This is a genomic window from Streptomyces sp. URMC 129 (assembly GCF_051386415.1).
Taxonomy (GTDB): domain Bacteria; phylum Actinomycetota; class Actinomycetes; order Streptomycetales; family Streptomycetaceae; genus Streptomyces.
Genome location: NZ_JBPQTQ010000088.1, coordinates 1 through 25,934, shown reverse-complemented (window position 1 = coordinate 25,934; position 25,934 = coordinate 1). Strand labels below are relative to the sequence as shown.

Annotated in this window: 20 protein-coding genes and 1 tRNA gene; 7 read left to right on the top strand and 14 right to left on the bottom strand. The window is 72.4% G+C overall.

Annotated elements, in window-relative coordinates:
* Positions 1–158: 158 nt before the first annotated feature.
* The 4 genes from ACSNOC_RS18565 to ACSNOC_RS18550 form a co-directional block, all read right to left on the bottom strand.
* Complete coding sequence (locus ACSNOC_RS18565; protein WP_436748601.1) at positions 159–941, bottom strand: SigB/SigF/SigG family RNA polymerase sigma factor; 783 nt, start codon at positions 939–941, stop codon at positions 159–161.
* A gap of 286 nt (positions 942–1,227) precedes the next feature.
* A tRNA-Ser gene (locus tag ACSNOC_RS18560) sits at positions 1,228–1,317 on the bottom strand.
* 69 nt (positions 1,318–1,386) lie between these two features.
* Positions 1,387–1,872: a tRNA adenosine(34) deaminase TadA gene (gene tadA, locus ACSNOC_RS18555; protein ID WP_436748600.1), complete on the bottom strand. Its 486-nt coding sequence runs from the start codon at positions 1,870–1,872 to the stop codon at positions 1,387–1,389.
* Positions 1,873–1,896: 24 nt separating this feature from the next.
* Positions 1,897–2,439: a tRNA adenosine deaminase-associated protein gene (locus ACSNOC_RS18550; RefSeq protein WP_436748599.1), complete on the bottom strand. Its 543-nt coding sequence runs from the start codon at positions 2,437–2,439 to the stop codon at positions 1,897–1,899.
* Positions 2,440–2,766: 327 nt separating this feature from the next.
* On the opposite strand from ACSNOC_RS18550, the gene upp reads away from it, so the two are divergent.
* Positions 2,767–3,402, top strand: a complete 636-nt coding sequence (upp, locus tag ACSNOC_RS18545) for a uracil phosphoribosyltransferase (protein WP_436748598.1) — start codon at positions 2,767–2,769, stop codon at positions 3,400–3,402.
* A gap of 63 nt (positions 3,403–3,465) precedes the next feature.
* On the opposite strand, the gene ACSNOC_RS18540 is transcribed toward upp, so the two are convergent.
* From ACSNOC_RS18540 to ACSNOC_RS18530, 3 genes are all read right to left on the bottom strand, one after another.
* Positions 3,466–4,140: a LytR C-terminal domain-containing protein gene (locus tag ACSNOC_RS18540; protein WP_436748597.1), complete on the bottom strand. Its 675-nt coding sequence runs from the start codon at positions 4,138–4,140 to the stop codon at positions 3,466–3,468.
* Positions 4,141–4,241: 101 nt separating this feature from the next.
* Positions 4,242–4,538 carry a type II toxin-antitoxin system VapB family antitoxin gene (locus ACSNOC_RS18535; RefSeq protein WP_311632258.1) on the bottom strand — a complete coding sequence of 99 codons (297 nt, stop codon included), beginning with the start codon at positions 4,536–4,538 and terminating at the stop codon, positions 4,242–4,244.
* A gap of 64 nt (positions 4,539–4,602) precedes the next feature.
* Positions 4,603–6,048 (bottom strand): M28 family peptidase, encoded by a 1,446-nt coding sequence (locus ACSNOC_RS18530; RefSeq protein WP_436748596.1) that lies wholly within the window; start codon positions 6,046–6,048, stop codon positions 4,603–4,605.
* Between the two features lie 126 nt (positions 6,049–6,174).
* Between ACSNOC_RS18530 and ACSNOC_RS18525 the strand changes: the two genes are divergently transcribed.
* A complete protein-coding gene (locus ACSNOC_RS18525) occupies positions 6,175–7,107 on the top strand; it encodes an AEC family transporter (protein WP_436748595.1) in 933 nt (310 codons plus the stop codon).
* 15 nt (positions 7,108–7,122) lie between these two features.
* Here the strand turns inward: ACSNOC_RS18525 and ACSNOC_RS18520 are convergent, their stop codons facing one another.
* From ACSNOC_RS18520 to ACSNOC_RS18510, 3 genes are read right to left on the bottom strand one after another with little or no spacing between them, the layout of a single operon-like run.
* Positions 7,123–8,061 carry a UbiA family prenyltransferase gene (locus ACSNOC_RS18520; protein ID WP_436748594.1) on the bottom strand — a complete coding sequence of 313 codons (939 nt, stop codon included), beginning with the start codon at positions 8,059–8,061 and terminating at the stop codon, positions 7,123–7,125.
* The gene (locus tag ACSNOC_RS18515) at positions 8,052–9,290 is read right to left on the bottom strand and encodes a 4-hydroxybenzoate 3-monooxygenase (protein ID WP_436748593.1); all 1,239 of its coding nucleotides are present in this window, start codon (positions 9,288–9,290) and stop codon (positions 8,052–8,054) included. The genes ACSNOC_RS18520 and ACSNOC_RS18515 overlap by 10 nt, the downstream gene beginning before the upstream one ends.
* Positions 9,291–9,305: 15 nt before the next feature.
* Positions 9,306–9,926 carry a hypothetical protein gene (locus tag ACSNOC_RS18510; RefSeq protein ID WP_436748592.1) on the bottom strand — a complete coding sequence of 207 codons (621 nt, stop codon included), beginning with the start codon at positions 9,924–9,926 and terminating at the stop codon, positions 9,306–9,308.
* Between the two features lie 191 nt (positions 9,927–10,117).
* On the opposite strand from ACSNOC_RS18510, the gene ACSNOC_RS18505 reads away from it, so the two are divergent.
* Entirely contained in the window at positions 10,118–11,578 is a 1,461-nt protein-coding gene (locus ACSNOC_RS18505) for an SDR family oxidoreductase (RefSeq protein ID WP_436748591.1), read from the top strand.
* 55 nt (positions 11,579–11,633) lie between these two features.
* Here ACSNOC_RS18505 and ACSNOC_RS18500 read toward each other — a convergent pair whose 3' ends face one another.
* Positions 11,634–12,683 carry a hypothetical protein gene (locus tag ACSNOC_RS18500; RefSeq protein ID WP_436748590.1) on the bottom strand — a complete coding sequence of 350 codons (1,050 nt, stop codon included), beginning with the start codon at positions 12,681–12,683 and terminating at the stop codon, positions 11,634–11,636.
* Positions 12,684–12,957: 274 nt separating this feature from the next.
* Here ACSNOC_RS18500 and ACSNOC_RS18495 point away from each other — a divergent pair, with 274 nt between their 5' ends.
* Positions 12,958–15,174, top strand: coding sequence for a terpene synthase family protein (locus ACSNOC_RS18495; RefSeq protein WP_436748589.1), 2,217 nt, complete (start codon positions 12,958–12,960; stop codon positions 15,172–15,174).
* A gap of 112 nt (positions 15,175–15,286) precedes the next feature.
* Entirely contained in the window at positions 15,287–15,793 is a 507-nt protein-coding gene (locus ACSNOC_RS18490) for a hypothetical protein (RefSeq protein ID WP_436748588.1), read from the top strand.
* A 525-nt stretch (positions 15,794–16,318) separates the two neighbouring features.
* Here the strand turns inward: ACSNOC_RS18490 and ACSNOC_RS18485 are convergent.
* Positions 16,319–19,423 (bottom strand): BTAD domain-containing putative transcriptional regulator, encoded by a 3,105-nt coding sequence (locus tag ACSNOC_RS18485; RefSeq protein WP_436748587.1) that lies wholly within the window; start codon positions 19,421–19,423, stop codon positions 16,319–16,321.
* A gap of 267 nt (positions 19,424–19,690) precedes the next feature.
* Here ACSNOC_RS18485 and ACSNOC_RS18480 point away from each other — a divergent pair, with 267 nt between their 5' ends.
* Positions 19,691–21,802, top strand: a complete 2,112-nt coding sequence (locus ACSNOC_RS18480; protein ID WP_436748586.1) for a tetratricopeptide repeat protein — start codon at positions 19,691–19,693, stop codon at positions 21,800–21,802.
* On the opposite strand, the gene ACSNOC_RS18475 is transcribed toward ACSNOC_RS18480, so the two are convergent.
* Positions 21,735–22,280 (bottom strand): hypothetical protein, encoded by a 546-nt coding sequence (locus ACSNOC_RS18475; protein WP_436748585.1) that lies wholly within the window; start codon positions 22,278–22,280, stop codon positions 21,735–21,737. The genes ACSNOC_RS18480 and ACSNOC_RS18475 overlap by 68 nt on opposite strands.
* Before the next feature lie 50 nt (positions 22,281–22,330).
* Entirely contained in the window at positions 22,331–23,554 is a 1,224-nt protein-coding gene (locus ACSNOC_RS18470; protein WP_436748584.1) for a hypothetical protein, read from the bottom strand.
* Positions 23,555–23,900: 346 nt separating this feature from the next.
* On the opposite strand from ACSNOC_RS18470, the gene ACSNOC_RS18465 reads away from it, so the two are divergent.
* The coding region (locus ACSNOC_RS18465; RefSeq protein ID WP_436748602.1) for a TerD family protein at positions 23,901–25,934 on the top strand (2,034 nt) is incomplete at its 3' end.

Genomic DNA, 25,934 nt, shown 5'->3' with positions numbered 1-25,934 from the left:
CGGTGAGGGTGTGCGGGCCTCCTGACCTGCTCGTTTATGTCGCGGCAGTGCTGCGCCCCATAAGGAGGAATGTCATGAGTCATCAACGCGACGTAGCTTCATGTCGATAAAACGGTATAGCTGATGTGGGAGTTCCCGGAGTTGGGGGCACGTGTGACTTACATCTCGATCAGATTTGCGGCGCGCAGCCGGGTGACGCTCCGGGCCAGCAACCGTGACACGTGCATCTGCGAAACGCCCAGTTCCGCGCTGATTTGCGACTGCGTCAGATTCCGGTAGTACCGCATGAGGAGGATCCGCTGCTCCCGCTCCGGGAGTTGGACCAGCAGGTGCCGCACCATCGCCCGGTGCTCGACGCCCGCCAGCCCCGGGTCCTCGTACCCGAGCCGGTCCACCAGCCCCGGCCCGCCCTCGTCCCGGTCGTCCGTGGCGTCGAGCGAGGACACCCGGTACGCCCGGGTCGCCTCGGCGCTGGCCCGCACCTCCTCCTCGGGGACGTCGAGCCGGCCGGCGATCTCGGCGGTGGTCGGCGTGCGGCCGAGCGCGGCCGTCAGCTCCTCGGCCGTGGCCCGCACCCGCGCCCACAGCTCGTGCGTCCGCCGGGGAACGTGCACGCCACGCACCCCGTCCCTGAAGTACCGGCGGATCTCGCCGAGGATCGTCGGCATCGCGAAGGTGGGGAACTGGACGCCGCGCCCGCGGTCGAACCGGTCGATGGCCTGGATCAGGCCCACGGTCCCGACCTGCACGATGTCCTCCATCGGCTCGTCGCGGCCACGGAAGCGGAGGGCGATGTAGCGGACCAGCGGCAGATTGGCCTCGATCAGCGCGGCGCGGACCCGCGCGTGCTCGGCGGTGCCTGGCTCGCAGCACGCCAGCCGCTCGAACAGCGCCTGGGTGAGGGCGCGGGCCTTGGCACCCCGGGTCTGCGTCGCCGCCACCTGCCGACCACCCCTTCACTGGGAGAAGCAGTCATAGCATCACAAGACATTTCCACCCTGTGCAAGCACCCGGTAACGCCGTGTTGATGGCGGGTGAATCCGGGAAGGAGCCCGGGGAATCCGGGGAATCCGGGAATCCCGGACATCGGGAGGAGGCCGGGGAAAGGAGGGGGGAAGCGGGGAAAGCGGGGAAGCCCGGAGAAGCCGTCCTGATCCGGGGGAACGTGCGGAATGCGACGAAGGGCCCGGTCCGTGGAACCGAGCCCTTCACCGTTCGCGTGCTGCGTGGCGGTAGCGGAGGGATTTGAACCCTCGGTGGAGTTGCCCCCACACTCGCTTTCGAGGCGAGCTCCTTCGGCCGCTCGGACACGCTACCGGGAGAAAGCCTATCCCACCCCGCCGCGTGCTCGTGAACGGAGGGGCGCCCGGTGGGCGTCACCCGCCCTCAGCGGCTCCGGAAGAAGTCCGTCAGCAGCGCGCCGCACTCGTCGGCGAGGACCGAGCCGATCACCTCCGGGCGGTGATTGAGCCGGCGGTCCCGCACCACGTCCCAGAGCGACCCGGCCGCCCCCGCCTTCTCGTCGACCGCGCCGTACACGACGCGGTCGACCCGCGAGAGCACGCAGGCGCCCGCGCACATCGTGCAAGGCTCCAGCGTGACGACCAGGGTGCAGCCCGCCAGCCGCCAGGCGCCGAGCCGTCCGGCGGCGGCGCGCAGCGCGAGGACCTCCGCGTGCGCGGTCGGATCCCCGGTGGCCTCGCGCTCGTTGTGCCCCAGGCCGAGCACCGGGCCGTCCGGGCCGCCGGGGCCCAGGACGATCGCGCCGACCGGCACGTCCCCCGCCTCCGCCGCCGTGGCGGCCTCGGCCAGCGCCCGGCGCATCGCCGGCCGCCAGGGATCGCGCAGCGGATCCCCGCGCCCGGCGGTCATGCCGTCGTCACGAGGCCGGGGTCGTCACCGGACCGCCTCCAGCACCTCGGCGCAGCCGAGCGCGTCGGCGATCTCGCTGAGCGCGTCGTCCGGGGTCAGCTTCAGCACGGTGCCCGCGTCGATGCCGAGGTCGGCCAGCAGATCGGCGTCCCCCAGCGGGCCGCGCGGCACCGCGTCCGAGCCGCCGCCCGGGGCGGCGCCGGCCTCCTCGTCGTCCTCGTCCTCGACACCGTCCTCCGTGCCGTCCAGGTCGACCATCTGGTCCAGGGCGCCGGGGTCCTCCGGCTCCCGGCCCAGCAGCTCGTCGGTCAGCAGAATCTCGCCGTACGCGCTGCGCAGGGCGCGTGCGGCGTCGGAGACGAAGACCCGCGGGTCGTCCTCGCCGTCCACGCGGACGAGGCCGAACCAGGCGCCTTCCTGCTCGATGCAGACGAGAACGGTCTCGTCATCGGGAGCCGCCTCGCGGGCCAACTCGGCCAGCTCGTCCAGGCTCTCCACGTCATCGAGCTCTGTATCACTCGCTTCCCAACCATCATCGGTCCGCGCGAGCAGTGCGGTGAAGTACACCGTGACTCTCCCCACTCGGTTCGGCTGTGCCACCTGCATCGTGGCAGATAAGGGGTGCGCTGTCGGGTAACTCGGCAGTTCACCAACGGAATGTCCGCACACGTTGTTCCCTGTGCGGGCGGACTGTGCGGGCGCGGTGTGGCTGGACGCGGGCACGCCGGGCGGCCGGATCGCGGACCTGCGGCTCACCGGGTCGCGGCATATGCCCTCTCCTCCCTCCATGCACCACTCTCCACGTCCCCGCGGCCGTTTGTCCACCAGGGGTCCGGAACGGGAAACGAGCCGGTCAGTCCTGCGCTGTCGGTCACGTTCGGTACTGTCGGACGCATGCGGACCCATGTCGTCGACCACCCGCTGGTGGCGCACAAGCTGACCACGCTGCGCGACGCGCGTACCGATTCACCGACGTTCCGGCGGCTGGCGGATGAGCTCGTCACCCTGCTCGCCTACGAGGCGACCCGTGATGTCCGCACCGAGCTGGTGGAGATCACAACTCCGGTGGCGGCGACCACGGGTGTGCGACTGTCCCACCCCCGTCCGCTGGTCGTGCCGATCATACGTGCAGGTCTCGGCATGCTCGACGGCATGGTCCGGTTGCTGCCGACGGCCGAGGTCGGGTTCTTCGGGATGATCCGCGACGAGCGGACGCTGGAGGCGTCCACCTACGCGAACCGGGTGCCGGAGGACCTGTCGGGCCGCCAGGTCTACGTGCTCGACCCGATGCTGGCGACCGGCGGCACGCTGGTGGCGGCCGTGCGGGAGCTGCTGCGGCGCGGCGCCGACGACATCACCGTGATCTGCCTGCTCGCGGCGCCCGAGGGCGTCGAGCGCCTGGAGCGCGACCTGGCGGGCGCCCCGGTGACGGTGGTGACCGGCGCGCGGGACGAGGGGCTCAACGACAAGGGCTTCATCGTGCCCGGTCTGGGGGACGCGGGCGACCGGATGTACGGGGCGGTCGACTGAGCCGTGGTCCGGGTGACGGCCCGGTCCGGGTGACGGACCGCCGGGCCGGGCCCCGGGCCGGCGTCAGCAGGCGGGCGTTTCGGCGGGGGACGCGGGCTGGGGGGCGGTCAGCTCCGCGATGCGGCGCTCGGCCTCGCCGGCCGCGATCAGCGCGGTGAAGGACTCGCCGATGACGAAGTCGACCACGGAGGCCGCGCCGGTGTCCTGCCCGGCCCTGGGCTCGCCGGTCTCGGCGCCGTCGAGCTGGGCGGCGAGGACGGACAGCGCGCCGGACTCCTGGGCGGCGGTGGTGCCGATGAGCAGCCCCGGGGCGTCGACCTGGCCGTCGAGCTCCTCGGGCGCGTTGCCGACTTCTCCGATGGCGAACCCGCGTTCGGCCAGGGCGTCGGCGGTGTCCTGGGCGAGACCCGTGCGCCGGGTGGCGTTGTAGACGTTGACGGTGATGGTGGCCGGGTCCGGCAGATCCACCGTCCGGCCGGGGCGCTCGTCGGACGCGGGGGGCGTGCAGTCCTCCTCGCCGGCGCCCGACTGCGCCCGGGGCGCGCCGCCGTCATCGTCCCCCGAGAAGACGTCGATGAGCTGAAGGGTTCCGTAGCCGAGGAGGGCGAGCACGGTGACGGAGGCGAAGACGGCCAGAACGAGACGCCCGCGGCGCCTGCGCGGGCGCATCCGGGGGTACCGGTCGCCCGTGACGCGGAACTTCTTGCCGCCCATGCCAGGGGGCGTCAGCATGCTCATGGCCGCAGCGTAGTCAGGGGATCGGCGGCGGCCTAATAAATGATCAGCTCAGATGCCGGACCGACCCGAACGGGGCAATCGGCGGGCGGCGGGGTGCCGGATCAGTCCAGCTCCAGCACCCGGGCGTGCAGCACCTGACGCTGCTGGAGAGCCGCGCGGACCGCTCGGTGGAGGCCGTCCTCCAGGTAGAGATCGCCCTGCCACTTCACCACGTGGGCGAAGAGATCCCCGTAGAACGTGGAGTCCTCCGCCAGCAGCGTCTCCAGGTCGAGCTGCTGCTTGGTGGTGATCAACTGGTCGAGGCGGACCGGGCGCGGCGCGACGTCTGCCCACTGCCGGGTGTGCTCCCGGCCGTGGTCAGGATAAGGTCGTCCGTTTCCGATGCGCTTGAAGATCACACGGAGAGCCTACCGGGCGGGACGCTTTCGTCGCAGCCTTCCGCCATGGTGACGAGTCGGGTCATCACCGCCCGTCCGTCACCCCGGGCAGGCGCCAGGCGTAGCGGCCGACGGTGTGCGCGATCACCTTGGCGCCGATGTCGAGCGCCGTGGCGCTGACGTTGCCGAGGTCGTCGCAGGCGGCGTGGTAGCACGCGTCGTACGGAGCGCCCGCGCTGCCGCCCCACGCTCCGGCTTCCGCCTCGGACTTCACGCCCTCGGCTCCGGTGAACACGCCCCCGGCCGGGATGCCCGCGGCGACGAACGGGGCGTAGTCGCTGCGCCCGTCGAGGGGCTTCGGCCCCGTGGCCAGACCCCGGCCGTCCAGGAACGCGGTGATGTCCCGCTCGACCTCGGGCGCGCCCTGGTAGACGAACAGCCCGTAGTTGGGGGAGGCGATCATGTCGAAGTTCAGGTAGAGCGCGATGGCCTCGCGCCCGGCCGCCGGGAGACGGCCCACATAGTGCTCGGAGCCGAGCAGGCCGAACTCCTCGGCGGACCACAGCGCGAACCGGACCGTGTGCGGGTGGCCGCCGGACGGCTCCAGCTCGGCCAGGCGCAGTGCCGTCTCCAGGACGCCGGCCGCGCCCGAGCCGTTGTCGTTGATGCCGGGGCCGTCCGGCACCGAGTCCAGGTGGGCGCCCGCCATCACGACCCGCGACGGGTCGCCGCCGCGGCTCTCGGCGATGACGTTGACCGTGGTGCGCTCCTCGGCCACCTCCGCCAGCTCCAGACGGACGGTCACCTCCTCGCCCGCCGTCAGCGCGGCCAGCAGCGCCTCGCCGTCGGCGCGGGCGATGCCGCCGGTGGGGACGGCGGCCTGCTCCGGGCCGCCGAGGGTGCCGGACAGCTCGCCCGGCACGTTGTTCCAGATCAGCGCCCCGGCCGCGCCCGCCTCCGCCGCGTTGGCCTGCTTCGCGGCGAACGTGCACGTGCCGCGCTCGATCAGCGCGATCCGGCCGGTGAGCGGCTCGGTCCCGAAGTCGGCGGCGGCGCAGCCGGTCCCGGCCGGGGCCAGGGCCGCGGTGAGGCCGCCGTCCGGGGTGCTCGGGCTGTACGTCATCACGTTCACCGCGATGTCCCGCTCCTCGGGGGTGAGCTGGGTCAGCCGTTCGGTGAGCGGCTCGCGGTAGGGGAAGGCGAAGCGCTGGTAGGTGACGTCGTATCCGGCGGCGGTGAGCAGCGTTCCGGCGTACCGCGCGGACCGCTCGTGGCCCGGGGTGCCCGCCGCGCGGGTGCCGTCGCTCCGGTCCGCGATGCGCTGGAGGACGGTCAGGTGGCGCAGGGCGCCCTCGCCGGTGACCTCCTCGACCAGCGCGTCCGCCACGTCGCCGCTCTCCTGCCCGCCTCCCCCCGTGCCGAAGGCGGCGACGGCGGGTCCGGCCAGGAGCAGCGGCGGCACGGTGACGACGGTCACGGCGAGGGCGGCCAGCGGCGCCGGGCGCAGGAGGCGGGTGAGGAAGCGCGTCACGGAAGGTGACGTTATCGCCCGGTTCGCGCGGGCCCGGCGTGCTCGTCCGGCATGTCTCGCCATCCGAGAGCCCATTGACCACGTGCGGGAGGCGGCCGACAGTTCGAATATGCGAAGGGTGACGGCGTGGGCGGGGTGATCACCGGCTTCACGATCATCGCCACCGTCATCGCCATCGGATACCTCCTCGGCCGCCGCGGCCTGCTCGGCGAGAGCGGACGGGAGGTCCTGATCCGGCTCGCGTTCCACGTGGCCAATCCGGCGCTGCTGTTCGTCATCCTCGCCGGCGCCGACCTCGGGGAGCTCTTCTCGCCGTCGCTGCTCGCCACGGCCCTGAGCACGGTCGCCACCGCCGCGGTCTTCGTCGCCGTCGGCGCCGTCCGCCGCTGGGGGACGGCCCGGGTGACGATCGGCGCGCTGTGCTCCGCGTATGTGAACGCGGGCAACCTCGGCATCCCGATCGCCCTCTACGTCCTGGGCGACGCCTCGCTCGTCGCGCCGATCCTGCTGCTCCAGCAGCTCGTGTTCACGCCCGCCGTCCTCACCGTCCTGGACGTCGTCACCGCCCGGGGCGGCGGCGAGCGGCGGTCCGTCGTCCAGCGGCTGACCACCCCGTTCCGCAATCCGGTCGTCATCGGCTCCCTCGGCGGCATCGCCGTCGCCGCCTCCGGCCGTACCCTGCCCAGCGCCGTCCTCGAACCGCTCGCGCTGGTCGGTGACATGGCGGTGCCCGCCGTGCTCCTCGCCTTCGGCATCTCGCTGCGCGGCAGCGCGGTCCCGGCCCGGGGCCCGGAGCGCGGCCAGGTGCTGCTGTCGGTGGTGCTGAAGATCGTCGTCCACCCGCTGCTCGCGTGGGCGACGGCGGCCTGGCTGTTCCGCCTCGGCCCGGCGGACCAGCTCACCGTGGTCGTCACCTCCGCTCTGCCCGCCGCGCAGAACCTCTTCACCTACGCGTCCCACTACGGCACGGCCGTCCGCCTGGCCCGCGAGTCGATCCTGCTCTCCACGCTCCTGGCCGGGCCCGCGATCGCCCTGGTGGTGGCGGTGCTGGGGCCGTGAACCGGCCGCCGGGCCTCACGCCGCGAACGTGTGGCGCACGGCCAGGCAGGCGAGGATGATCAGCAGCATCGCCGGGGGGTAGAGGCTCGCGCGGTTGAAGACGGCCATCGCGTTCTCGGGGTACGGGGCGCGCAGCAGGCGCAGGCCCGGGGCGAGGAGGGTGTACAGACCGGCCAGGAGGGTGCCCGCGACGCCCAGGGGGCCGCAGGACGGCAGGGCCGCGACGGCCATCCCGGTGCCGGAGACCACGGCCACGGCCAGGAACGCGAACGTCAGCAGGCCGCTGACCCGGTACCCGTAGACGACGGGGACCGTGCGGACGCCGAGGTGGACGTCCTCCTCCACGTCGGCCCAGTCGTTGACGATGTTCCGGCCGCCGATCTCCCAGGCCGCCAGCCAGCCGCAGAACAGCCACAGCAGCGGCCGGTCGACGTCGGAGGAGACCGCGAACCAGCCGACGCAGCCGCCGAGCGCCACCATCACGCCGGTCAGCAGGAACTTGTACGGCGTCACCCGGGCCAGCGCGCAGTACGCCGCCTCCAGCAGGGCCGCGGCGACCAGCAGCGCCGCGCACACCCAGCTCAGCATCGCGGACAGGGTCAGGGCGAGCGCGCCGAGCACGGTCACCCAGACCGCGCCGGCGACCGGGCTGAGCCGGCCCTGGGCCAGCGGGTGGCGGCCTCCGGCGCTGTCGATGTCGAAGCCCTGGTAGGCGCGGAGGTACGCGAAGCGCTCCCGGTCCAGGCGGGCGTCGATGAGGTCGTTGGCGGCGAACACCGCGAAGTACCCGGCCAGGGAAGCGGCCACGACCAGCCCGAGCCGGGCCGGGGAGGGGCTGCCGTCGGCCAGGAAGACGCCGAGCAGCGGCTGCGCGACGCTGAGCGTCGCCTGCGTGCCCCGCGAAAACCCGTACAGGGCCCGCACGTTCTCGGTCAGCACCGCGGTCAAGGCCATCCCCCTCCCTCCGTGCTCACGGCTTCCCGCGCGCCCTCCGCCTCCCGCGTGCCTTCCGTCTCGCCTGCGCCGGAGCCCACGTACTCGTGGGCGAACGCGACGGCGTGCGGGCCCGGTTCACCGAGGCGTTCCAGCGCGGCGAGCCGCAGCCGCAGCGCGAAGCCCTGGTCGCCGGCCTTGTCCGGCGGGAGGTGCAGCAGCCGCAGCAGCCGGTCGGAGAACTCCTGGGCCCGCCAGATGTGCGGCAACCGCCGTGCGCCGTAGGCGTCGAGGGCGCCGGTGTCGCCGTCCCGGTACCGGCGCAGCAGGGCGGAGGCGAGGGCGATGGCGTCCGCGATGGCCAGGTTCATGCCCTTGGCGCCCGACGGGGTGAGCAGGTGTGCCGCGTCCCCGGCGAGCAACAGACGCCCGTGGCGCATGGGTTCGGTGACGCTGCTGCGCATGCGCAGGACGTGGACGTCGGGGAAGCCCGCGATCTCCGGCAGCGGCGACAGCCGGGCGCGCAACTGCTCGCGGATCCGGCGCGCGGGCCAGTCGCGCACCGTGTCGCCGGGCGCGCACTGGAGGTAGAAGCGGCTGAGGCGGGAGGTGCGCGGCATCATGCCCGCGAAGCCGTCGGGGTGCACGGCGTAGACGACTCCTTCGGCGGGGCGGTCCACCTCGGCGAGCACGGTCAGCCAGTCGTACGGATACCGGTGGCCGAAGACGCTCCCGCGGGTGGCCGGGAGGGCGGCGCGCGCGGCGCCGCGGAAGCCGTCGCAGCCGACGACGTACTCGCACTCGATCTCGATGCCGTCGCACACCAGCCGGGGCCGGCCGGTCGTGACGTCCTCGACGGCCCGGACCGTCTGGGAGAACATCGGCGGTGGCCCGTGCCCGGCCAGGGCGGCGATCAGGTCCCTGACCAGGAGCTGCTGCGGGTAGACCCAGTGCCGCCGGCCGCCCGCGCGGGCGGCGTAGTCGACGCGGATGTCGCGGCCCAGGCAGCGGAAGGCGCACCAGCCGTGCGGGACGCCGTCGGCGAGGAGCCGGTCGGCCAGCCCCTCGCGGCGCAGGGCCGCGACCACGCGGTGTTCGAGGAGCCCGGCGCGCGGGCGGTGCTCGACGTGCTCGCGCGAGCGCCGTTCCACGACGCGGCACGCGACGCCCGCCCTGCCGAGCAGGTTGGCCAGTACCAGACCGGCCGGGCCCGCTCCGATGATGCCCACCTGGGTACGCAGCCGCCGCATGGGAACCGTGCCACCTCACACCGCCGGAACGGCGGACGGGTTGAAGAGCTCGTTGATCAGCGCCAGCGGGTCGTCGCCGTGCCACACGAGATAGGTCTTGTAGGCCGCCGGACGGCTGAGGCCGTCGTCGCCCGCCCAGGGGCGGCGGCCCGCGTCGAGCAGCGTGCGGCGGTAGCCCGTGCCGGCGGCCGTCAGGGCCGGGCCGAGCGGAATGGATCTGCTGGTGAGACAGGGTTCGAGGCCGGGCGCGAGGCCCAGCCTGGCCACCACGTGGTTCACGGACAGGGCCTGTCCCCCGGTCCGGGTGGTGGCGGAATAGCGCACGAGAACGTCCCCGCCGCCGTCGATCCGGAGCAGCGCGGGCACGCCGTCCCCTGTTTCGCGGGCGGGGGTTCGTAACTGGGCGAAGCAGGTCAGATGCAACGATTCACCAGCCATGGATTCCAGCAGGGTCGTGGTCAGGCCCTCGCTGCTGAGCAGCATGCGGGTCAGGGGCGAGGTGAAGTGGCGGATCCGCTCTCTCGGGTCGGCGGGGCCGTCGAGGGCGGCGCCGAGTATCGCGTCGAGCGGGACGTCGAGAGGCACGTCGAGGGGGAAGGTCGTGGGGAAGACGCCGCATGGCGTCGGCACCGACATCTGATCACTCCTCACCGCCGGGCATCCTAGATGTCCAACGGCGACGGCCCCGTCAGGTCACGGCCCCGGGCACCCGGCGGGAGCCCGCGCGCCGGGGACCGGGCGCCGGGGCGGGAGCGGGGCGCCGACACCGGGGCGGACGGGCGCCGGCCCGGTTGCGGGGGCCCCGCGCGCGGTCGACCATGGCGGGCATGACGCCCCGCCGCTGCCTGGTCACCGGCGCCACCGGCTATCTCGGCGGCCGGCTGGTGCCGGCGCTGCTGGACGCCGGGCACGCGGTGCGCTGCATGGCGCGCACGCCGGACAAGCTGCGGCACCGCCCGTGGGCCGGGCGCGTCGAGACGGTGCGCGGCGACGTCACGGACGCCGGCGCGACCGGGGCCGCGCTCGACGGGGTGGACGTCGCGTACTACCTGGTCCACTCCCTGGGCGCGGGACGGGACTTCGCCGGCACCGACCGCCGCGCGGCCCGCGTCTTCGGGGAGCGGGCGCGGGCGGCCGGGGTGCGGCGGATCGTGTACGTCGGCGGGCTGACCCCGGCGGGCGTGCCGGAGCGGGAGCTGTCGCCGCATCTGCGGTCGCGTGCCGAGGTCGGCCGGATCCTGCTGGACTCGGGGGTGCCGACGGCCGTGCTGCGGGCGGCGGTGATCATCGGCTCCGGCTCGGCGTCGTTCGAGATGCTGCGGCAACTCACCGAGCGGCTGCCCGTGATGGTGACGCCGCGCTGGGTGCGCACCCGCGTCCAGCCGGTCGCGGTCCGGGACGTGCTGCGCGTTCTCGTCGGCTGCGCGGATCTGCCGGACGACGTCAGCCGGACGTTCGACCTGGGCGGACCCGACGTGGTCACGTACCAGGAGATGATGCGGTGCTACGCCGGACAGGCCGGGCTGCGGCGGCGGTTGATCCTGCCGGTGCCCGTGCTCAGCCCCTGGCTGTCCAGCCTGTGGGTGGGGCTGGTGACGCCCGTGCCGGGGCCGCTGGCGCGCCCGCTGGTGGAGTCGCTGCGGCACGAAGTGGTGTGCGCGGAACGGGACATCGAGCGGTACGTGCCGCCGGCCGCGGGTGGATTCCTCGATCTGGACGGCGCGTTGCGCGCCGCTCTGCGGCAGGTCGCCGGGACGCCGCCGCCCGCCCGGCCCGCGCCGGGCGATCCGCAGCCCGGCGACCCCGGCTGGGCGGGCGGCAGCCTCTACACCGACCGGCGCGAGCGGGCCGTGGACGCCTCGCCCGCCGCGCTGTGGCGGGTGGTCGAGCGCATCGGCGGCGAGAACGGCTGGTACTCGTCACCGTTCGCGTGGGCCGTCCGGGGCTGGCTCGACACGCTGCTGGGCGGCGTCGGCCTCGGGCGCGGGCGCCGTGACCCGGTGCGGCTGCGGGTCGGGGACCACCTGGACTTCTGGCGGGTGGACGCGCTGGAGCGGGGCCGGCTGCTGCGGCTCCGCGCGGAGATGCGGCTGCCGGGGTCGGCCTGGCTGGAGCTGACGATACGTCAGGATGACGCGGGGCGTGCGGTGTACGGCCAGCGGGCGCTGTTCCAGCCGCGCGGGCTGGGCGGGCACGCGTACTGGTGGGCCGTGTCGCCGTTCCACGCCTGGGTGTTCGGCGGCATGGTCCGCAACATCACCAGCGCCGCCGCGCGGGACGGGGACTGAGCCGGGCCGGGTCCGGGGCGTCCGCCGTCCGGGCCGGGAGCGTCCGCCGTCCCGGCTAGTCGCCGCCCCCTCCTCCGCCGTCGCCGCCACCACCGTCGCTTCCGCCGCCGCTTCCGCCGTCACCGCTTCCGCCGTCCCCGGACCAGCCGTCGCCGCCCCCGCCGGGGCCGGAGTCGTCGCTGCCGGAACCGAGGCCGGTGAACCAGGGCTCCTCCCACGCCATGGGCTCCTCCGGCTCGGGCAGCGGGCGGCGGGTGCCGAAGCGGATCGAGCCGGTGCCGTCGCCCAGCCCGAAGACGACGGCGAAGAAGTGCGCGATCACCGCGTCGAGCGCGTCGGCCGTCTCGTGCCGCACGTCCGCCAGCGGGAGCAGCAGCGCGCCCCGGCCCGCCGTCGGCGCCGGGCGCCGCAGCAGCGCCACGGGCTGCCCGTCGCGCAGCAGCCGGGAGGCGCGGGCGTCGTGCCGCCACAGCTCCCAACGGCCCTGCGCGGCCTGGAGGATGACGCCGCGCTTGGTCTTGCGCCAGTGCTGCAGGAGGGTCACGTACGCGGGCATCTCGCCGATCGTGACGACCAGGTTCGGCGGGACCTCCGTCAGCCCGGCCGGCATCCCGTACGGGCCGCGCAGCCGCGCCACCGGCAGCCCCGGCGTCCAGACGTCCGCCCGCACCAGCCGCCGGTCGACGGCGACCACGACGGGTCCGGCCGGTCCGTGCGCCACGCGCCGCGCCATCCACAGCGGAACGTCCTCGTGCGCGGCCCGTTCGGCCGCCTCGGCCACCGCGTCGGGGCCGCCGCTCATCCGGACCGTCAGGTCGCCGAGGACGCGGGCGAACTCGGCGGCGCGCCGCACCTGTATGGGCCGGGCGGCGCCGGTGACGCGGATGACCGGCACTGTGCCGGGGCCCGAGGGCAGGGACGACAGCGGCCGTTCCGTCCCGCCGCCGCCCAGCCACATGCCGCGCAGGTAGGCGTCGGCCATGGCCACCGCGTTGAGCTCGGCGAGCGGCATCCGGCGTCCGCCCTGGCGGAGTTCGCCGTCGGTCAGGTTGACGCTCGCCGCCAGCGGATTCCAGGACTTCTCCGCGTAGATGACGTTGCTCATCGTTCCCCCCGTGACACCGCGAGTTGCGGTGCCATCGTAGCCAGGACCTGGGCCTGAAGGGGAAGTTGAGGGGGCGGCGGGGCGAAACCTTCACGTCCGGGGTGGCCGGCGCGGCCGGCGTGCTCCGGGCGGGCGCCGGACGCTCGTACGCGGGCGTCCCGGATTCACTCGCATGGGGGGTTTGTCGTCCGCGCCGGGTCCGGAAGAGGCGTCGCCGGGACAGGCTGGGCGCACCGGGACCGCGACCCCCCACGGAGCACGGAAGGCGCGTTTCATGGCACAGCCCTTCGACCTGCCCGAGTTCTACACCCCCTACCCCGCCCGCCTCAATCCTCACCTGGAGCACGCGCGGGAGCACTCCCGGCGGTGGGCCCGCGAGATGGGCATGCTGGAGGGCTCCGGGATCTGGGAGCAGAGCGACCTCGACGCCCACGACTACGCCCTGTTGTGCGCCTACACCCACCCCGACGCGTCCGCGTCCGACCTGGCGCTGGTGACCGACTGGTACGTGTGGGTGTTCTTCTTCGACGACCACTTCCTGGAGACGTTCAAGCGCACTCAGGACCGGGCCGGCGGCAAGGCGTACCTGGACCGGCTGCCCGCGTTCATGCCGATGGACCCGGCCACACCGATGCCCGAGCCGGCCAACCCGGTCGAGGCGGGCCTGGCCGACCTGTGGCTGCGGACCGTGCCCGCCATGTCGCCGCACTGGCGGGCCCGTTTCGCGGAGAGCACGGAGAACCTGCTCAACGAGTCGCTGTGGGAGCTGTCCAACATCAACATCGGCCGGGTCCCCAACCCGGTGGAGTACATAGAGATGCGCCGCAAGGTCGGCGGCGCCCCCTGGTCGGCGGGGCTCGTCGAGTTCGCGGCCCGCGCCGAGATCCCGGCCGTGATCGCGGGCTCCCGGCCGTTGCTCGTGCTGCGGGACGCCTTCTCGGACGGGGTGCACCTGCGCAACGACCTGTTCTCGTACCAGCGGGAGGTCGAGGACGAGGGCGAGTTGAGCAACGGCGTGCTGGTGCTGGAGACGTTCCTCGGCTGCACCACGCAGGAGGCCGCCGAGGCGGTCAACGATCTGCTCACCTCGCGGCTCCAGCAGTTCGAGCACACGGCGCTCACCGAACTGCCGCCGCTCTTCGCCGAGCACGCCCTCGATCCCGCGTCGGTGGCCGATGTGCTGGCGTACGTCAAGGGGTTGCAGGACTGGCAGGCCGGCGGCCATGAGTGGCACATGCGCTCCAGCCGGTACATGAACGAGGGCACCCGCGAGCGGGCGCCGCTCGGCCTGTCGCCCACCGGACTCGGCCTGTCCGCGACCGGACTCGGCCTGTCCGCCACCGACATCGGACTGACCACACGGCGCGCGGAGACCGCCCGGGTGCGCAACTTCACGCATGTCCCGTTCCGCCGCGTCGGGCCGTCCCGACTCCCGGACTTCTTCATGCCGTTCACGCACCGGCTCAACTCCCACCTGCCGGGCGCGCGGGTCCGCCTGGTGGAGTGGTCGCGGCGGATGGGGCTGCTGTCCGAGGGGGTGTGGGACGAGACGGCGCTGGTCGACTTCGATCTGCCGCTGTGCGCGGCCGGGCTGCACCCGGACGGCTCGCCGGGCGAACTCGACCTCGCCTCGGCCTGGTTGGCCTGGGGCACCTACGGCGACGACTACTATCCGGTCGTCTTCGGCGCCCGCCGGGACCTGGTGGCGGCCAAGGCGTGCACGGAGCGGCTGGCGTTGTTCATGCCCGTCGACGAACCGGGCGCGGTGCCAGCGCCGTTGAACGCGCTGGAACGCGGCCTCGCCGATCTGTGGCAGCGCACCGCGGGGCCGATGTCCGGTCCGGCGCGGCGCTCGTTCCGCGAGGCGGTCGACGCCATGACGGCGAGCTGGCTGTGGGAGCTGACGAACCAGGCGCACAACCGGGTGCCCGATCCCGTCGACTACCTGGAGATGCGGCGCAGCACGTTCGGCTCCGACCTGACGATGAGCCTCGCCCGCATCGGGCACGGGCAGCGGATCCCGGAGGAGATCTACCGCAGCGGGCCGATGCGGTCCCTGGAGAACGCCGCGGCCACCTACGCCTGCCTGCTGAACGACGTCTTCTCCTACCAGAAGGAGGTGGAGTTCGAGGGCGAGTTCCACAACGGGATCGTCGTCGTGCAGACCTTCTTCGACTGCGACTACGCCACCGGCCTGGGCATCGTGCACGACCTGATGACCGAGCGGATGCGCCAGTTCCAGCATGTCGCCGCGAACGAACTGCCCGTGCTGTACGACGACTTCGGGCTGGACGCGGAGGCGAGGAAGATCCTCGACGGCTATGTGCGGGAGCTGGAGAACTGGATGTCGGGGATTCTGGTGTGGCACCGCGACTGCCGCCGTTACCGGGAGGAGGACCTGATCCGCCGCTTCACGCGCCAGTGGCCGCTGAGCCCGCCCACCGGGCTGGGCACGTCGGCGGCGCGGCTGCCGCGGCCGGTCGGCCGCTGAACCGGGGGTGAGGGCGCGTCCCCCGCTTGGCTCCTCCGGGATGGCCGGTCCCGGGACGCGCGACCACGATCGGACGTATCCACGCACCCGGCGCGGAGAAACGGAGTCCGACATGCGCAGACGCGTCCTCACCACCCTGGGGCTCGGCCTGACCGCCCTGCTGACGTCCCTGGCCCTGCCACCGTCCGGTGCCGTCGCCCTGGACGACGACTGGAGATCGTTCCTTCCCGCGAACGCCTTGGTCCCCTTCCAGCTCCAGGACATACGCGCCGCGACGTACACGTACCACGAGCCCGAGGCGGCGACCGCCGCCGGCTACGCGCCGGTCACCGAGTGCGTGCCGAACATGGGCCACCACTACGGGAAGTCGATCGCGGACGGCCAGGACGACCTGGTGGCCGGCGAGCCGAACCTGCTCGTCTACGCCCCCCTGACCGGCGGCGGCCAGGAACTGGTCGCGGTCGAGTACGCGTCCCGCACCCCCGCCACCCTGTTCGGCCGCGCCTTCGACCCACCCCGCGACGGCGTGCCGTACTACACGCTGCACGTATGGGTATGGAAGGTGAACCCCGAGGGCCTGTTCCACGCGACGAACCCCCGCGTCCGCTGCGAGAACTGACGTCCGGCGGGGCGGGCCCTTCGCCGCTCGGCGGCGCGCCCTGCTGCCGGGGAGAAATAGGCCCAAGGTCCGGCCTTGCTATTGGTGCGATCCGCATAAAAGGGGTCCGCACTCCATGTGGCGTAGCGGGAGGGCCGGTGCTCCGGCACGGACAGCCCCGTCAGACAGCCTGCGATGTGGGGATGCAGATGCGGCCCTTGTACCCCGCGGAGGACGTCGCGGCCCTGATGAGTCCTTCGTCGGCGTCGGGCGCCGTTGACTGAATAGTGTACTCCCGGTCAGCCGTCACCGTGGTCGGTGCGGCGTAGGCTATGACGCCGATTGCGCAGCCAAGGCTGAGGGATGCTGCGGCAAGACCTGCTCTGTGCTTCAACGCTGTGCTTCCTCACGTGCGAACCTCGGGAGCGAGAATTCTGGCACACGTCTTCCCCAGCAAAAAAATTGCCTCCCGGGGTGGGGCGGAGAGAACGAGTAGGCGTCCTTGTCGCCCGGTCCGCTTCCGCTTCCGTTTCCGCTGTGAGAACTTCAGATTTCGTTCAGGAGCGTCCGGATGCGTGCCGCTTCCTTATCGTCGAGCGAGACGAGTATGCCGAGCGCCTGGTGCCAGAGGAGACGTGCCTCCTCGCGGTCGCCCTGGCGGAGCCGGACTTCGGCCAGGGCGGCGCCGGCATGCGCTTCCTCGCCCGGCGACCGCAGTTGGCGGGCTGAGCCGAGGGCGGCCTCCAGGTGTGTGGCAGCGCTCTTCAGGTCTCCTGCGGCTGCCTCGGCCTGCCCGAGCCGGCGCAGTGCTTCGGTCTCCTCCCGCGTCGCCCCGATGTCGCGCGCCGCCTCCAGAGCGCTGCGGTACTGGGCGGTGGCGTTGCCGAAATCGCCGAGGGCGTCATACGCCCGTCCGATCCCGATCAGGGCGTTGGCGACGTTCTTGCGGTCGCCGAGTTGGTAAAACGTCTCCAGGGAGTCGATACACACATGCAGTGCGGAGGAGATGTCCGCCGCGTCCTCCGACGACATGAGGATCCCGGCCAGATTTGCCTGGACGATGGCCAGGTCGGAGAGGCTGCCGGTTTCCTTCGCGATGGCGAGTGACTGCTCGTATTCGCCGCGCGCCGCCTCTGTGCGTCCCATGGCGGCGTACAGGTCGCCCAAGTTGTTCTTCGTGCGGCCCAGGAAACGGAGATCTCCCGCCAGTTCGAAGTTTTCTGTCGCGTCCTGGAAATACTTCCGGGCCTCTTCGTAACTTCCTGTGTGGAAGAGCGCGATGGCGATATTGTTCTGGCACCTCGCGCGGTCCCACGGAGTCCCGGAAATGCCGCGCAGCTTCAGGGCGCGACGGTAGAGAGAAAGTGATTCCTCGTTTCTGCCCGCGTGCCAGTTCGTCACCCCGAGCAGGCGCAGGGCCTCCGCCTCCGCGTCGATGTCCCGGATCGAACGCGCGACTCGAACGGCGCGCTCGCACGTTCGCTGGGCTTCCGCGTAGTGCGCCGTGGCCGCGTTCGTATTGCCGAGCGCGAGCAGCGCGAGGCACAGCCCGCGCTGGTTTCCGACCCGCTCCCAGTGCTCGACGGCGTGCCGGTGCATCCGGTCCGTGTCCATCCAGCGGGAGTCGGCGTCGAGGAACTCGGCGAGAAAATGACTCAGCGCCGCGGCCTGCTCCGGGAAGCGCCCGGCGCGCGCCCGGTCTTCCACGGCGAGGAGGTTGGCGCGCTCGGTGGTGAGCCACAGCTTGGCGTCCTCCGGGTCCCGGAACGTCGGCACCGGTGACCGGCTGGAGGGAGCGGGGAGCCGGAGAGGCTGACGTTCGGGAAAGAGGACCCGGTCGGCGCGGGCCGAGGCATCCAGATAGAACTCGATGAGGCGCTCCTGCGCTGCGTCACGCTCTTCCGGGCTCTCCTCGGCGTGCGCCAACGCGTGTGCGTATTCCCCGAGAAGGTCGTGGAAGCGGTAGCGGTGCGGCACCGGCTCCTGGAGGAGGTGGCACCGCAGAAGCGACTCGAGCAGCCGCTCCGTCGGCCCCAGCGGCAGGCCGATCAGCGACGCCGCGGCATGCGGACCGAACTCCCCGCCGGGATGCAGGCCGAGTCTGCGGAAGGCGGTCTGCTGGGCCACCGTGAGCGTCCGGTAGGACAACTCGAAGGCCATCGCGATCTCCGAGTCCCCGTCGCGTATCTCGGGGAGCCGGCCCGAGGCGAGGGAAAGCTGTTCCCGGAGGGTGCCAAGGCTCCAGGACGGGTGAGCGCCGAAGCGGTTCGCCGCCAGTTCGAGTGCCAGGGGCAGATATCCGAGGAGGCGCACAACCGCCGCCAACTCGCGCTCGTCATCCGTCCGCTCTCCTCCGGCGAAGCTTCTGAACAACGCCTTGGCGTCGCCCGGCGGCAGCACGTCCAGCGGGATGGAACGGACGCCCGGCAACCCGGTGAGCCGGCGACGGCTGGTGATGATGAAGAGGGAGCGGGAGTCGGTCGGCAGCAACGGCCGGATCTGGTCCGGGCCGTCCACATCGTCCAGGATGATCACGGCTCGTCGGCTCGACAGGACGCCACGCCCCAGCGCGGCCCGCTCCTCGACGTCCGGGGGGATCGCGTCGGGCGGGATGCCGAGACGGCGGAGGAGGGTGGCGAGCACGGCCCCGGTGCTCACGGGGTGCCCAGCCAGGTCGTGAGCGCGGAGCTCGATGCAGAACTGACCGTCCGGGAACCGGTCGCGCAGTTGGTGGGCGGCGCTGACGGCCAGCGCGGTCTTCCCGACGCCGGCCATACCCGAAATGGCCTCCAGGGCGACCACCGCTCCCTTTCCGCTCGCGGCCTCGGCCGCGGCGCGCAACCTCCTCATCTCGGCCTCCCGCCCGACCAGGGCGATGTGGCGGGGCAGGTTGCTCTGCGGAGCGGGGGACCGTTCGTCGCCGCTGCCGGACGCGGCGGGTACGAGGTCCCGGAGCGGGGCCCGGCTCAGGACATGCTGATGAATACGAGCCAATTCCTCGTCCGGTTCCAGCCCTTCGGTGGCCCGGAGGACTCGGCGCGCCTCGCGGTAGACGCGGAGCGCGTCGGCAGGCCGGCGGTCGCCGTAATAGGCGATCATCAACTGCCCGGCCAACGTCTGGTGGTTCCGGTGCTGCAGGACGAGGCCGGACAGTTCACCGATCAGTTCGGAGAAACGCCCCAGCCGCAGGTCCATGTCGATGCGGGACGAGGTCGCGCCCAGGCGCCACTCCGCGAGGTCGACGCGTGCGGATCCGGCCCACGAGCCCGGCAGTCCGGCCAGCGCCTCGCCCTGCCAGAGACGGTCCGCTCGGCGCAGCAGGGCGCTCCCTCCGACATCGTCCCCGCGGGCTTCGAGCCGTCTGGCCTCTTCCACCATCTGCCGGTACTGATACCAGTCGACCGCCTCGGCGGCCGCCTCGAGCGTGTACGTGTGGGCGTGGCCCGTGATGAGCGGGGCGTCGGAGCCGGTCATGGCCGAGCGCAGCGACTTGCGGATGCGGGACACATAGGTGTGCACGCTAGACCGCGCGGTCTCCGGGGGCCCGTTCTCCCACAGGCGGTCGATAAGGGTGTCGATCGCCACCGGGCGACCGACCACGAGGGCCAGGGATGCCAGGACGAGGCGCTCCTTGTCGGAGCCCAGTCCCATGAGGCGCCCGTGCGTGATCAGTCCGACGGGGCCGAGGATCTGGAACCTCACCAGCGCTCCCCTCGCCGGCGTGATCCGCCATGACGACAGCAATTCTGGCACGGTGACCGTAAATGGGCCAGGTCTCTCTCTCGTATGGCTGATTTTCTGCGCCTCCGATTTCCGGTCGCCTCTTCCGGTCCCCGCGCGGGTAGGGCTTTATGGATGCGGTCAGCATTCACGAGGGCCAGGGATAGCCCGGGTGAAGTGCCGGAGGGGGGCAGGCAGATGCATCGTCAGGGGAACGTGATCGGCGGCTCGGTGAGGATCGGGGGCCCCAGTATCCAGGCGGGGCGGATCGAGGGCGGCATTCACATACATGGTCCGGAACGACAACGACCTCCTGTGCCACGGCAGTTGCTGCGTGTCTCAGGTCACTTCACGGGGCGGGAGCGAGAGTTGGCCGCTCTGAATGAGCTGTGTGAACGTGGCGCCGGGGACAACGCCCCACTGATCGTGGTGACAGGGGCTGCCGGGATCGGTAAGACCACGCTGGTGTCCCGGTGGCTGCGGGACAGAATGGACGACTTTCCCGACGGCCATCTCTATGCGGATCTCCGTGCGCACTCTCCCGAGGGGCCCGCTTTGGCCGATGAGATCCTCGGCCAATTCCTCCGTGCTCTGGGCATTGCGGCAATCCCGGCCGACACCCGGGAGCGCATGACCTTGTGGCGCTCCGTCACCGAGCAGAGAGCCATCGCCATCATGCTCGACAACGTCTCCACGGCGGCTCAGGCGCGTCCGCTGTTGCCCGGTGGGGAGCGTGGTCTCGTCGTGGCGACCAGCCGGTACCGGCTTACCGGGCTGAGCACGGAGGGGGCTCTGTTCCACGAACTCGGTCCGCTGGAGACCGAGGCCGCGGTCGAACTCCTCGCCCGGGGAGTCGGCCGGGAACGCGTCCGCGGTGAGGCCGCGGCGGCCCGCCGGGTCGTTTCGCTGTGCGGTGGGCTTCCGCTGGCCGTATGCCTCGCCTCCGCGCGCCTGGCGTCGCGGCCGCGACAGCCCGTCAAGGCGATGGCCGACGCGCTGGCACAGGAGCAACGGCGGCTGACGGCACTCGCCGTGGAAGGGGAGACCGTGGTACGCGGCGCGCTGGACGATTCGTACTCCGCACTGCCGGCGGACGCCGCCCGCCTGTACCGGAGGATCGGACCGCTGCCCGTGCGGACCTTCGGGGCTCACCTGGTGGCCGCGGCCTGTGCCCTCCCCGTGCACGAGGCCGAACGTCTGCTGGACGTCCTGATCGAGGCGAACCTCGTCGAGGACCTCGGCCCCGACAGCCACCGTTTCCACGACCTCGTCCGACTCCACGCCGCCGAGCGCGGGGCGGCGGAGGACGACGCGGCGACCCGTTCGGAGACGCTGCGGCGGGTGGCGGACTGGTGCCTGGCGACCACCTCCGCGGCGCAGAAGATGCTGACGCCGGCCCAGGCGACGATGCCGCGCACGTACGCCCATCCGCCCGAGGAGCCGTACGTCTTCGCCGAGGAGGCCGATGCCCTGGCGTGGCTGGAGAGCCGGAGGTCGGACCTGCTGGCGATGGCCCGCGCCGCGTCGGCCGAGGGCTGGCACGACACGGCGTGGATGCTGGTGGATGCCATGTGGCCCCTGTTCCTGCGCCTGCGCCACTACGACCTGTGGATCGAGGCGCACGAACTCGGCCTGGCCGCCGCCCGGGAGGCGGGGAACGGGCCGGCCGAGCGGCAGATGCTCAACTCCGGCGCCATCGGGCTGAGCGCGGCGCGGCGGCTGGACGACGCCATCGACTGGTACACCGCTTCGCTGAGTGCGGCGCGGGAAGCCGGTGACGCGCGGGACGAGGGGCAGGCGCTGCTCGGCCTCGGCGCCTGCCATCGGGACGCGGGGCGGCTGACCGCGGCGTCACCACACCTGACGCGGGCGATCGCCGTCTGGAAGGACGTCGGCTATCTCCGCGGAGCCGCGCTCGCCCGCATCGTGCTGGGGGAGATCGCCGTGGCCGCCGGGGATCCCCCGCGGGCCCTGGAGTGTTTCACCGAGGCCCGCGAGGAACTGACCTCCCTGGGCGAGACCTACGAGGCGGCGCGCGCGTCCGCGTTCCGCGGGCACACCCGGGCGATCGGAGGCGACCACGAGGGAGGGCGCGCGGATCTGGAGGAGGCGCTGGCCGTGTTCGAGGCGGCGGGGGCGTCCCACTGGCAGGCGCGCACCCTGGAAATGCTGGGGGACAGCGCGCTCCGCCGGCGGGACGCCGTTGCCGCACGTGGCTATTTCGAGCGGTCCCTTGCCTTGTTCACCTCCTACAGCCCTGTGGACGCGAGCCGAGTGCGAGCACTGCTGGACAGGCCGGAAGCGGACTGAGCGACTTCAGCTCCGACAGGACCTGCCCCGCCGCCAGCCACCCGTGCAGGCAGGACGCGACCAGAGCACTGCCCGGGAGCCGCGGCGCGCCGCCCGGGCCCGCGGGCAGGACGTGGGTCATTCCGCCGTGTTCCGCCGCCGCCCATCCTCCCCCGATGAGCGGCAGCACCGCGAGCCTGCAGCCGGGACGGCATTCCAGCACCGTCTCCAGCCAGCGGGTCGCCCGGGGCAGGGAGCGGGGACTGCTGCTGTGCAGCACATCGGCACAGGCCAGCCGGCGTTCGTCCCCGCAGGTGTCGGCGTCCACCGCGAGATGCTCGTCGACGGGACGGGGCAGCGGCGCGCAGCAGTTCCCCGCGGTGCCGGGCGCCCCGTCACCGTTCCAGGACATCACGGTGAACCGGCCGGTGCGGGCGATGGCGAGCAGGCCGGGTGCCGGGAGTGCGCGGACGTGGTCCTGGGCCCTCTCGACACTCACGTGACGACGCCCGGGTTCTGTCCACAGGGTGTCGGCACGGGCGACCTCGGTCATGCCAGGGTCTCCCTTCGTATCCAGGCGTCCAGCGGCGCCGGTGACGGAAGTTGATGGGTGGGTGCCGGGTACGCGGGGCGGCCGAGCCCCAGGACCCGGTAGAGCAGACGCCTCATGTTCTCGTTGAAGCGACCGGGTTCGGAGGTGATCCGGGAAGCGATGGCGTCGTAATCCTGACGCCGGTACTCCGCTTCGGCGTAAAGGAGTTGTTCGCGCAGTGGATGGGTCGGCAAGAGAGCCGGGGCGGTCAGCGCGAGGGTGGCCGCCGGCGACTCGGGGTTGATCTCCTGGCCTGGCGAGGAGTCCAGCAGGATCGGGGCCGTCGTCAGCGTTCCGTACAGGGTCACCGAGCCGTGATCGCCGATGATCCAGTCGGCGGCGATCAGCACGGTGCGCCAGTCGGCCTCCGGAGGCAGCACCGCGATACCGCGTTCGGCGCACTGCGCGAGCCAGGACCGCATCTGCCATGCCCCGTAGCGGGACCACACGTTGGGATGGACGAGGAGGGCGACGCGCAGGGCGTCGTCGGCGCACTCCGCCAGCAGTCGGGGCAGCAGTGCCTCGATCTTCCCGAACGACGACAGCGGACCCCAGGTCGAGACCGCGGCGACCAGTTTCTGTCCCTTCCGCAGGCCGAGGGCGTCCCGGTACCGCTCCCGCAGCGTCAGGCTCGCGACGATGCGGTCGTGGACGGGGTCGCCGACGACCTCGGCCCTCGGGGCGGCCTCCGGGCACGACCGCGCGAGCTGGGCCATGTCGTCGCGGTGCGGCAGGACGACGGCGGCCGGGAGCCCGTGGTCCCCGAGGACGATGTCCTCCCTGGTGAGTCCGGGGACGCGCAGGTCGGGGGTGCCGGTCAGGCGCTTCAGGTAATTGGCGCCGTGCGGAACGGTGATCACGGGGGCCCGTACCTTCTCCATGTCCCGCGGGCCTGCCGCGAGGGCCATGTCGAAGGAGGTGCGCAGGACTTCGTCCCACGGCATGACGGAGCCGCCCAGGCTGTGGAGGAAGCGCGTGACACCCTCCCCGAACTCGTGGGGCGGTGCCGCGAAGTGCACGTGGAGCCGCAAGTCGGACTCCAGGAGGCGGATGACGTCCCGCAGCCGTTTCCCGTAGGCGACGGTGTGGACAACGGCCAGGATGTTCTTGTGGCCGCTGCGTGTGTGCCAGTGCCGGGAGGCGTCGTCGCGCTCCCGTTCCGGCAGGCCGATGGCCGGCATGAGTACATCTCCCACGTTCGCTCGGAATGAGTTGATGTCCCGTCCCGGGACGTCCGCCTGCGCGGAACGCCCGGGCGCGGATGCGTGGGTGATGCCCTGACGGCTGGACGAAAGGCTTGCCGGAGACTTGCGGAAACCTTGCGCACCTCTGGAAGGGGCACGGCCCGTACAACCGGGACGCTGCCGGAGGAGTCGCCCGCGGCCGGACCTGCCGACCGGATGCGGCGAACGGACGCGGCCGTTGTCGAACCGCGCACCCAAGTCGACCATCCAGCGCTATGGTTCGCACACACAGTGTGAAAGTGTGATGGGTCTCACCACATGCCTTGGGGGGCGTATGCACGAGATGGTCAAGGGCGCCAACGTCGGTCTGGCCGCCCTGAGTGAGAACGCCGGCTCGGTGCTGGTCCGCCTGACCTGGAGCAGTGAGGAGGGCGACGGCGACGCGGACGTCTCCGTGCTGCTCCTGAACGCCGACGGCAAGGTGCGCAGCGACGCCGACTTCTTCTTCTACAACAACCCGTCGGCCGCCGACGGCAGTGTGCAGCTGCTGGGGAAGGCGCCGACCGATGACGGCAACGAGGACCGCATCAGCCTCGACCTGACGGCCATGCCCCCGGACGTCGGGCGGATCGCCGTCGCGGCGAGCCGGTACGGGGGCGCCCGGTTCGGTGATCTGAACGACCTGCGCCTGACCCTCTTCGACCGCACCGGTGAGGGAATGCTCGGCTTCAGTATCGACGACGTGGGGCCGGAGAGTGCCTTCGTCTTCGGCGAGTTCTACCTGCGAGCGGGGCAATGGCGGTTCCGGGCCGTGGGGCAGGGCTACGAAAGCGGACTCGCGGGCCTGGCCACGGACTTCGGCATCGACATCGATGACGCGGACGAGGAGGAGGCCGGTGGCGCCGTGGGCGCGATCGGCGAGGAAGCAGCCGCCGACGAGACGGCACCGCCGGTGCCGCGCGAGGCCCTTCCCGAACCGCCGGTCCACGTGACCGGGCCGACTCCCCCCGCCGACCCGGCCGTTCCCGCCCGGCGGCCCCGTACCGCGAGGAAGAAGGTGACCCTGCCCAAGGTCGCCAGGAAGTCGCTCGCCGAGAACGACTCCTGGCGGTCGGCCCGGCTCTTCCCCGCCTCCTCGCTCAAGAGCGACCGGGAGCGCGAGTCACGGGCGACATCGGTCCTGCTGTCGGTCATGGCGCAGGTCCCGGAGTTCGGCCGTCGGCTCACCGCCGCGTTCGGCGCCCCGGCGGGCCGGATGGAGACCTACACGGAAGTCGCCCTGCCGCACGGGGACACGCCCCGACGGCCGGACGGCGTGATCCGTGTGGAACGGGCCGGGAAGCTGTGGACCGCCCTGGTGGAGACCAAGACCAACGGCAACGCCCTCAGGCCCGAACAGGTCCAGGACTACGTCGACATCGCCGCCCGGCGCGCGTACGAGGCCGTGATCACGCTCTCGAACGATGTCGCCCTGGACGGCAGGCCCCTGGTGGAGATCAAGATCGACGGCCGGCGCAAGCACAAGGTCTCGCTCTGGCACCTGTCGTGGGCCGAGGTGACGCACCAGGCGCAGATGCTGATCCGCCACGAGGGGGTCGGCAACGCCGCCCACGCGTGGCTCCTCCAGGAACTGCTCCACTACCTCCAGCACGACAACTCCGGCTGCCACGGCTTCCAGAACATGGGCCCCTCCTGGGTGCCGGTGCGCAAGGCCCTCGACGAGGAGACCCTGTGTCAGGGCGATCAGCGCGCCGTCGACGTCGTCGAGAGCTGGGAACGGCTGATCCGCCAGGTCTGTCTGCGGCTGGGCGGCGAACTCGGCCAGAAGGTCCTGCCGGTGCAGAGGGGCCGGCGCACCGCCGACCCCCACACGCGCCGCGTCGCCGCGGCCGACAGGCTGTGTGCCGACGGGCGACTGAGCGCCGAACTGCGCGTGGAGGGAACGCCCGGCGTCCTCGCGCTGACCGCCGACCTCCGCACCGGCAAGCTGCGGACGTCGATCGATGTGCCCGCCCCGGAGCAGGGCTACCCGCTCTCCTGGGCCAAGCGCCTCATCCGGCAGTTGGCCGAGGCGCCGGCGGACGTGCACGTCGAGACCCTGCTGGACGGGCAGGCCGGAGGCCCGCGCGGGACCCTCGAACGGCTGCGGCCCGAGCCGGCCGATCTCCTGCCCAAGGGCACCGCTCAGATCACCGGCTTCCGGCTGTCCCTGTTCAAGAGCATGGGCAACACCCGGGGCAACGCCGAGTCCAGCTTCATCCGCAGCATCGACGAGGCCGTGGACCGCTTCTGCGCCGGTGTCGTCGCCCCGCCCCAGCAACCGCGCGACACGCCGCCGCACATCGGGCCACGCCCCGGTCCCGACGGCGTCCCCCAC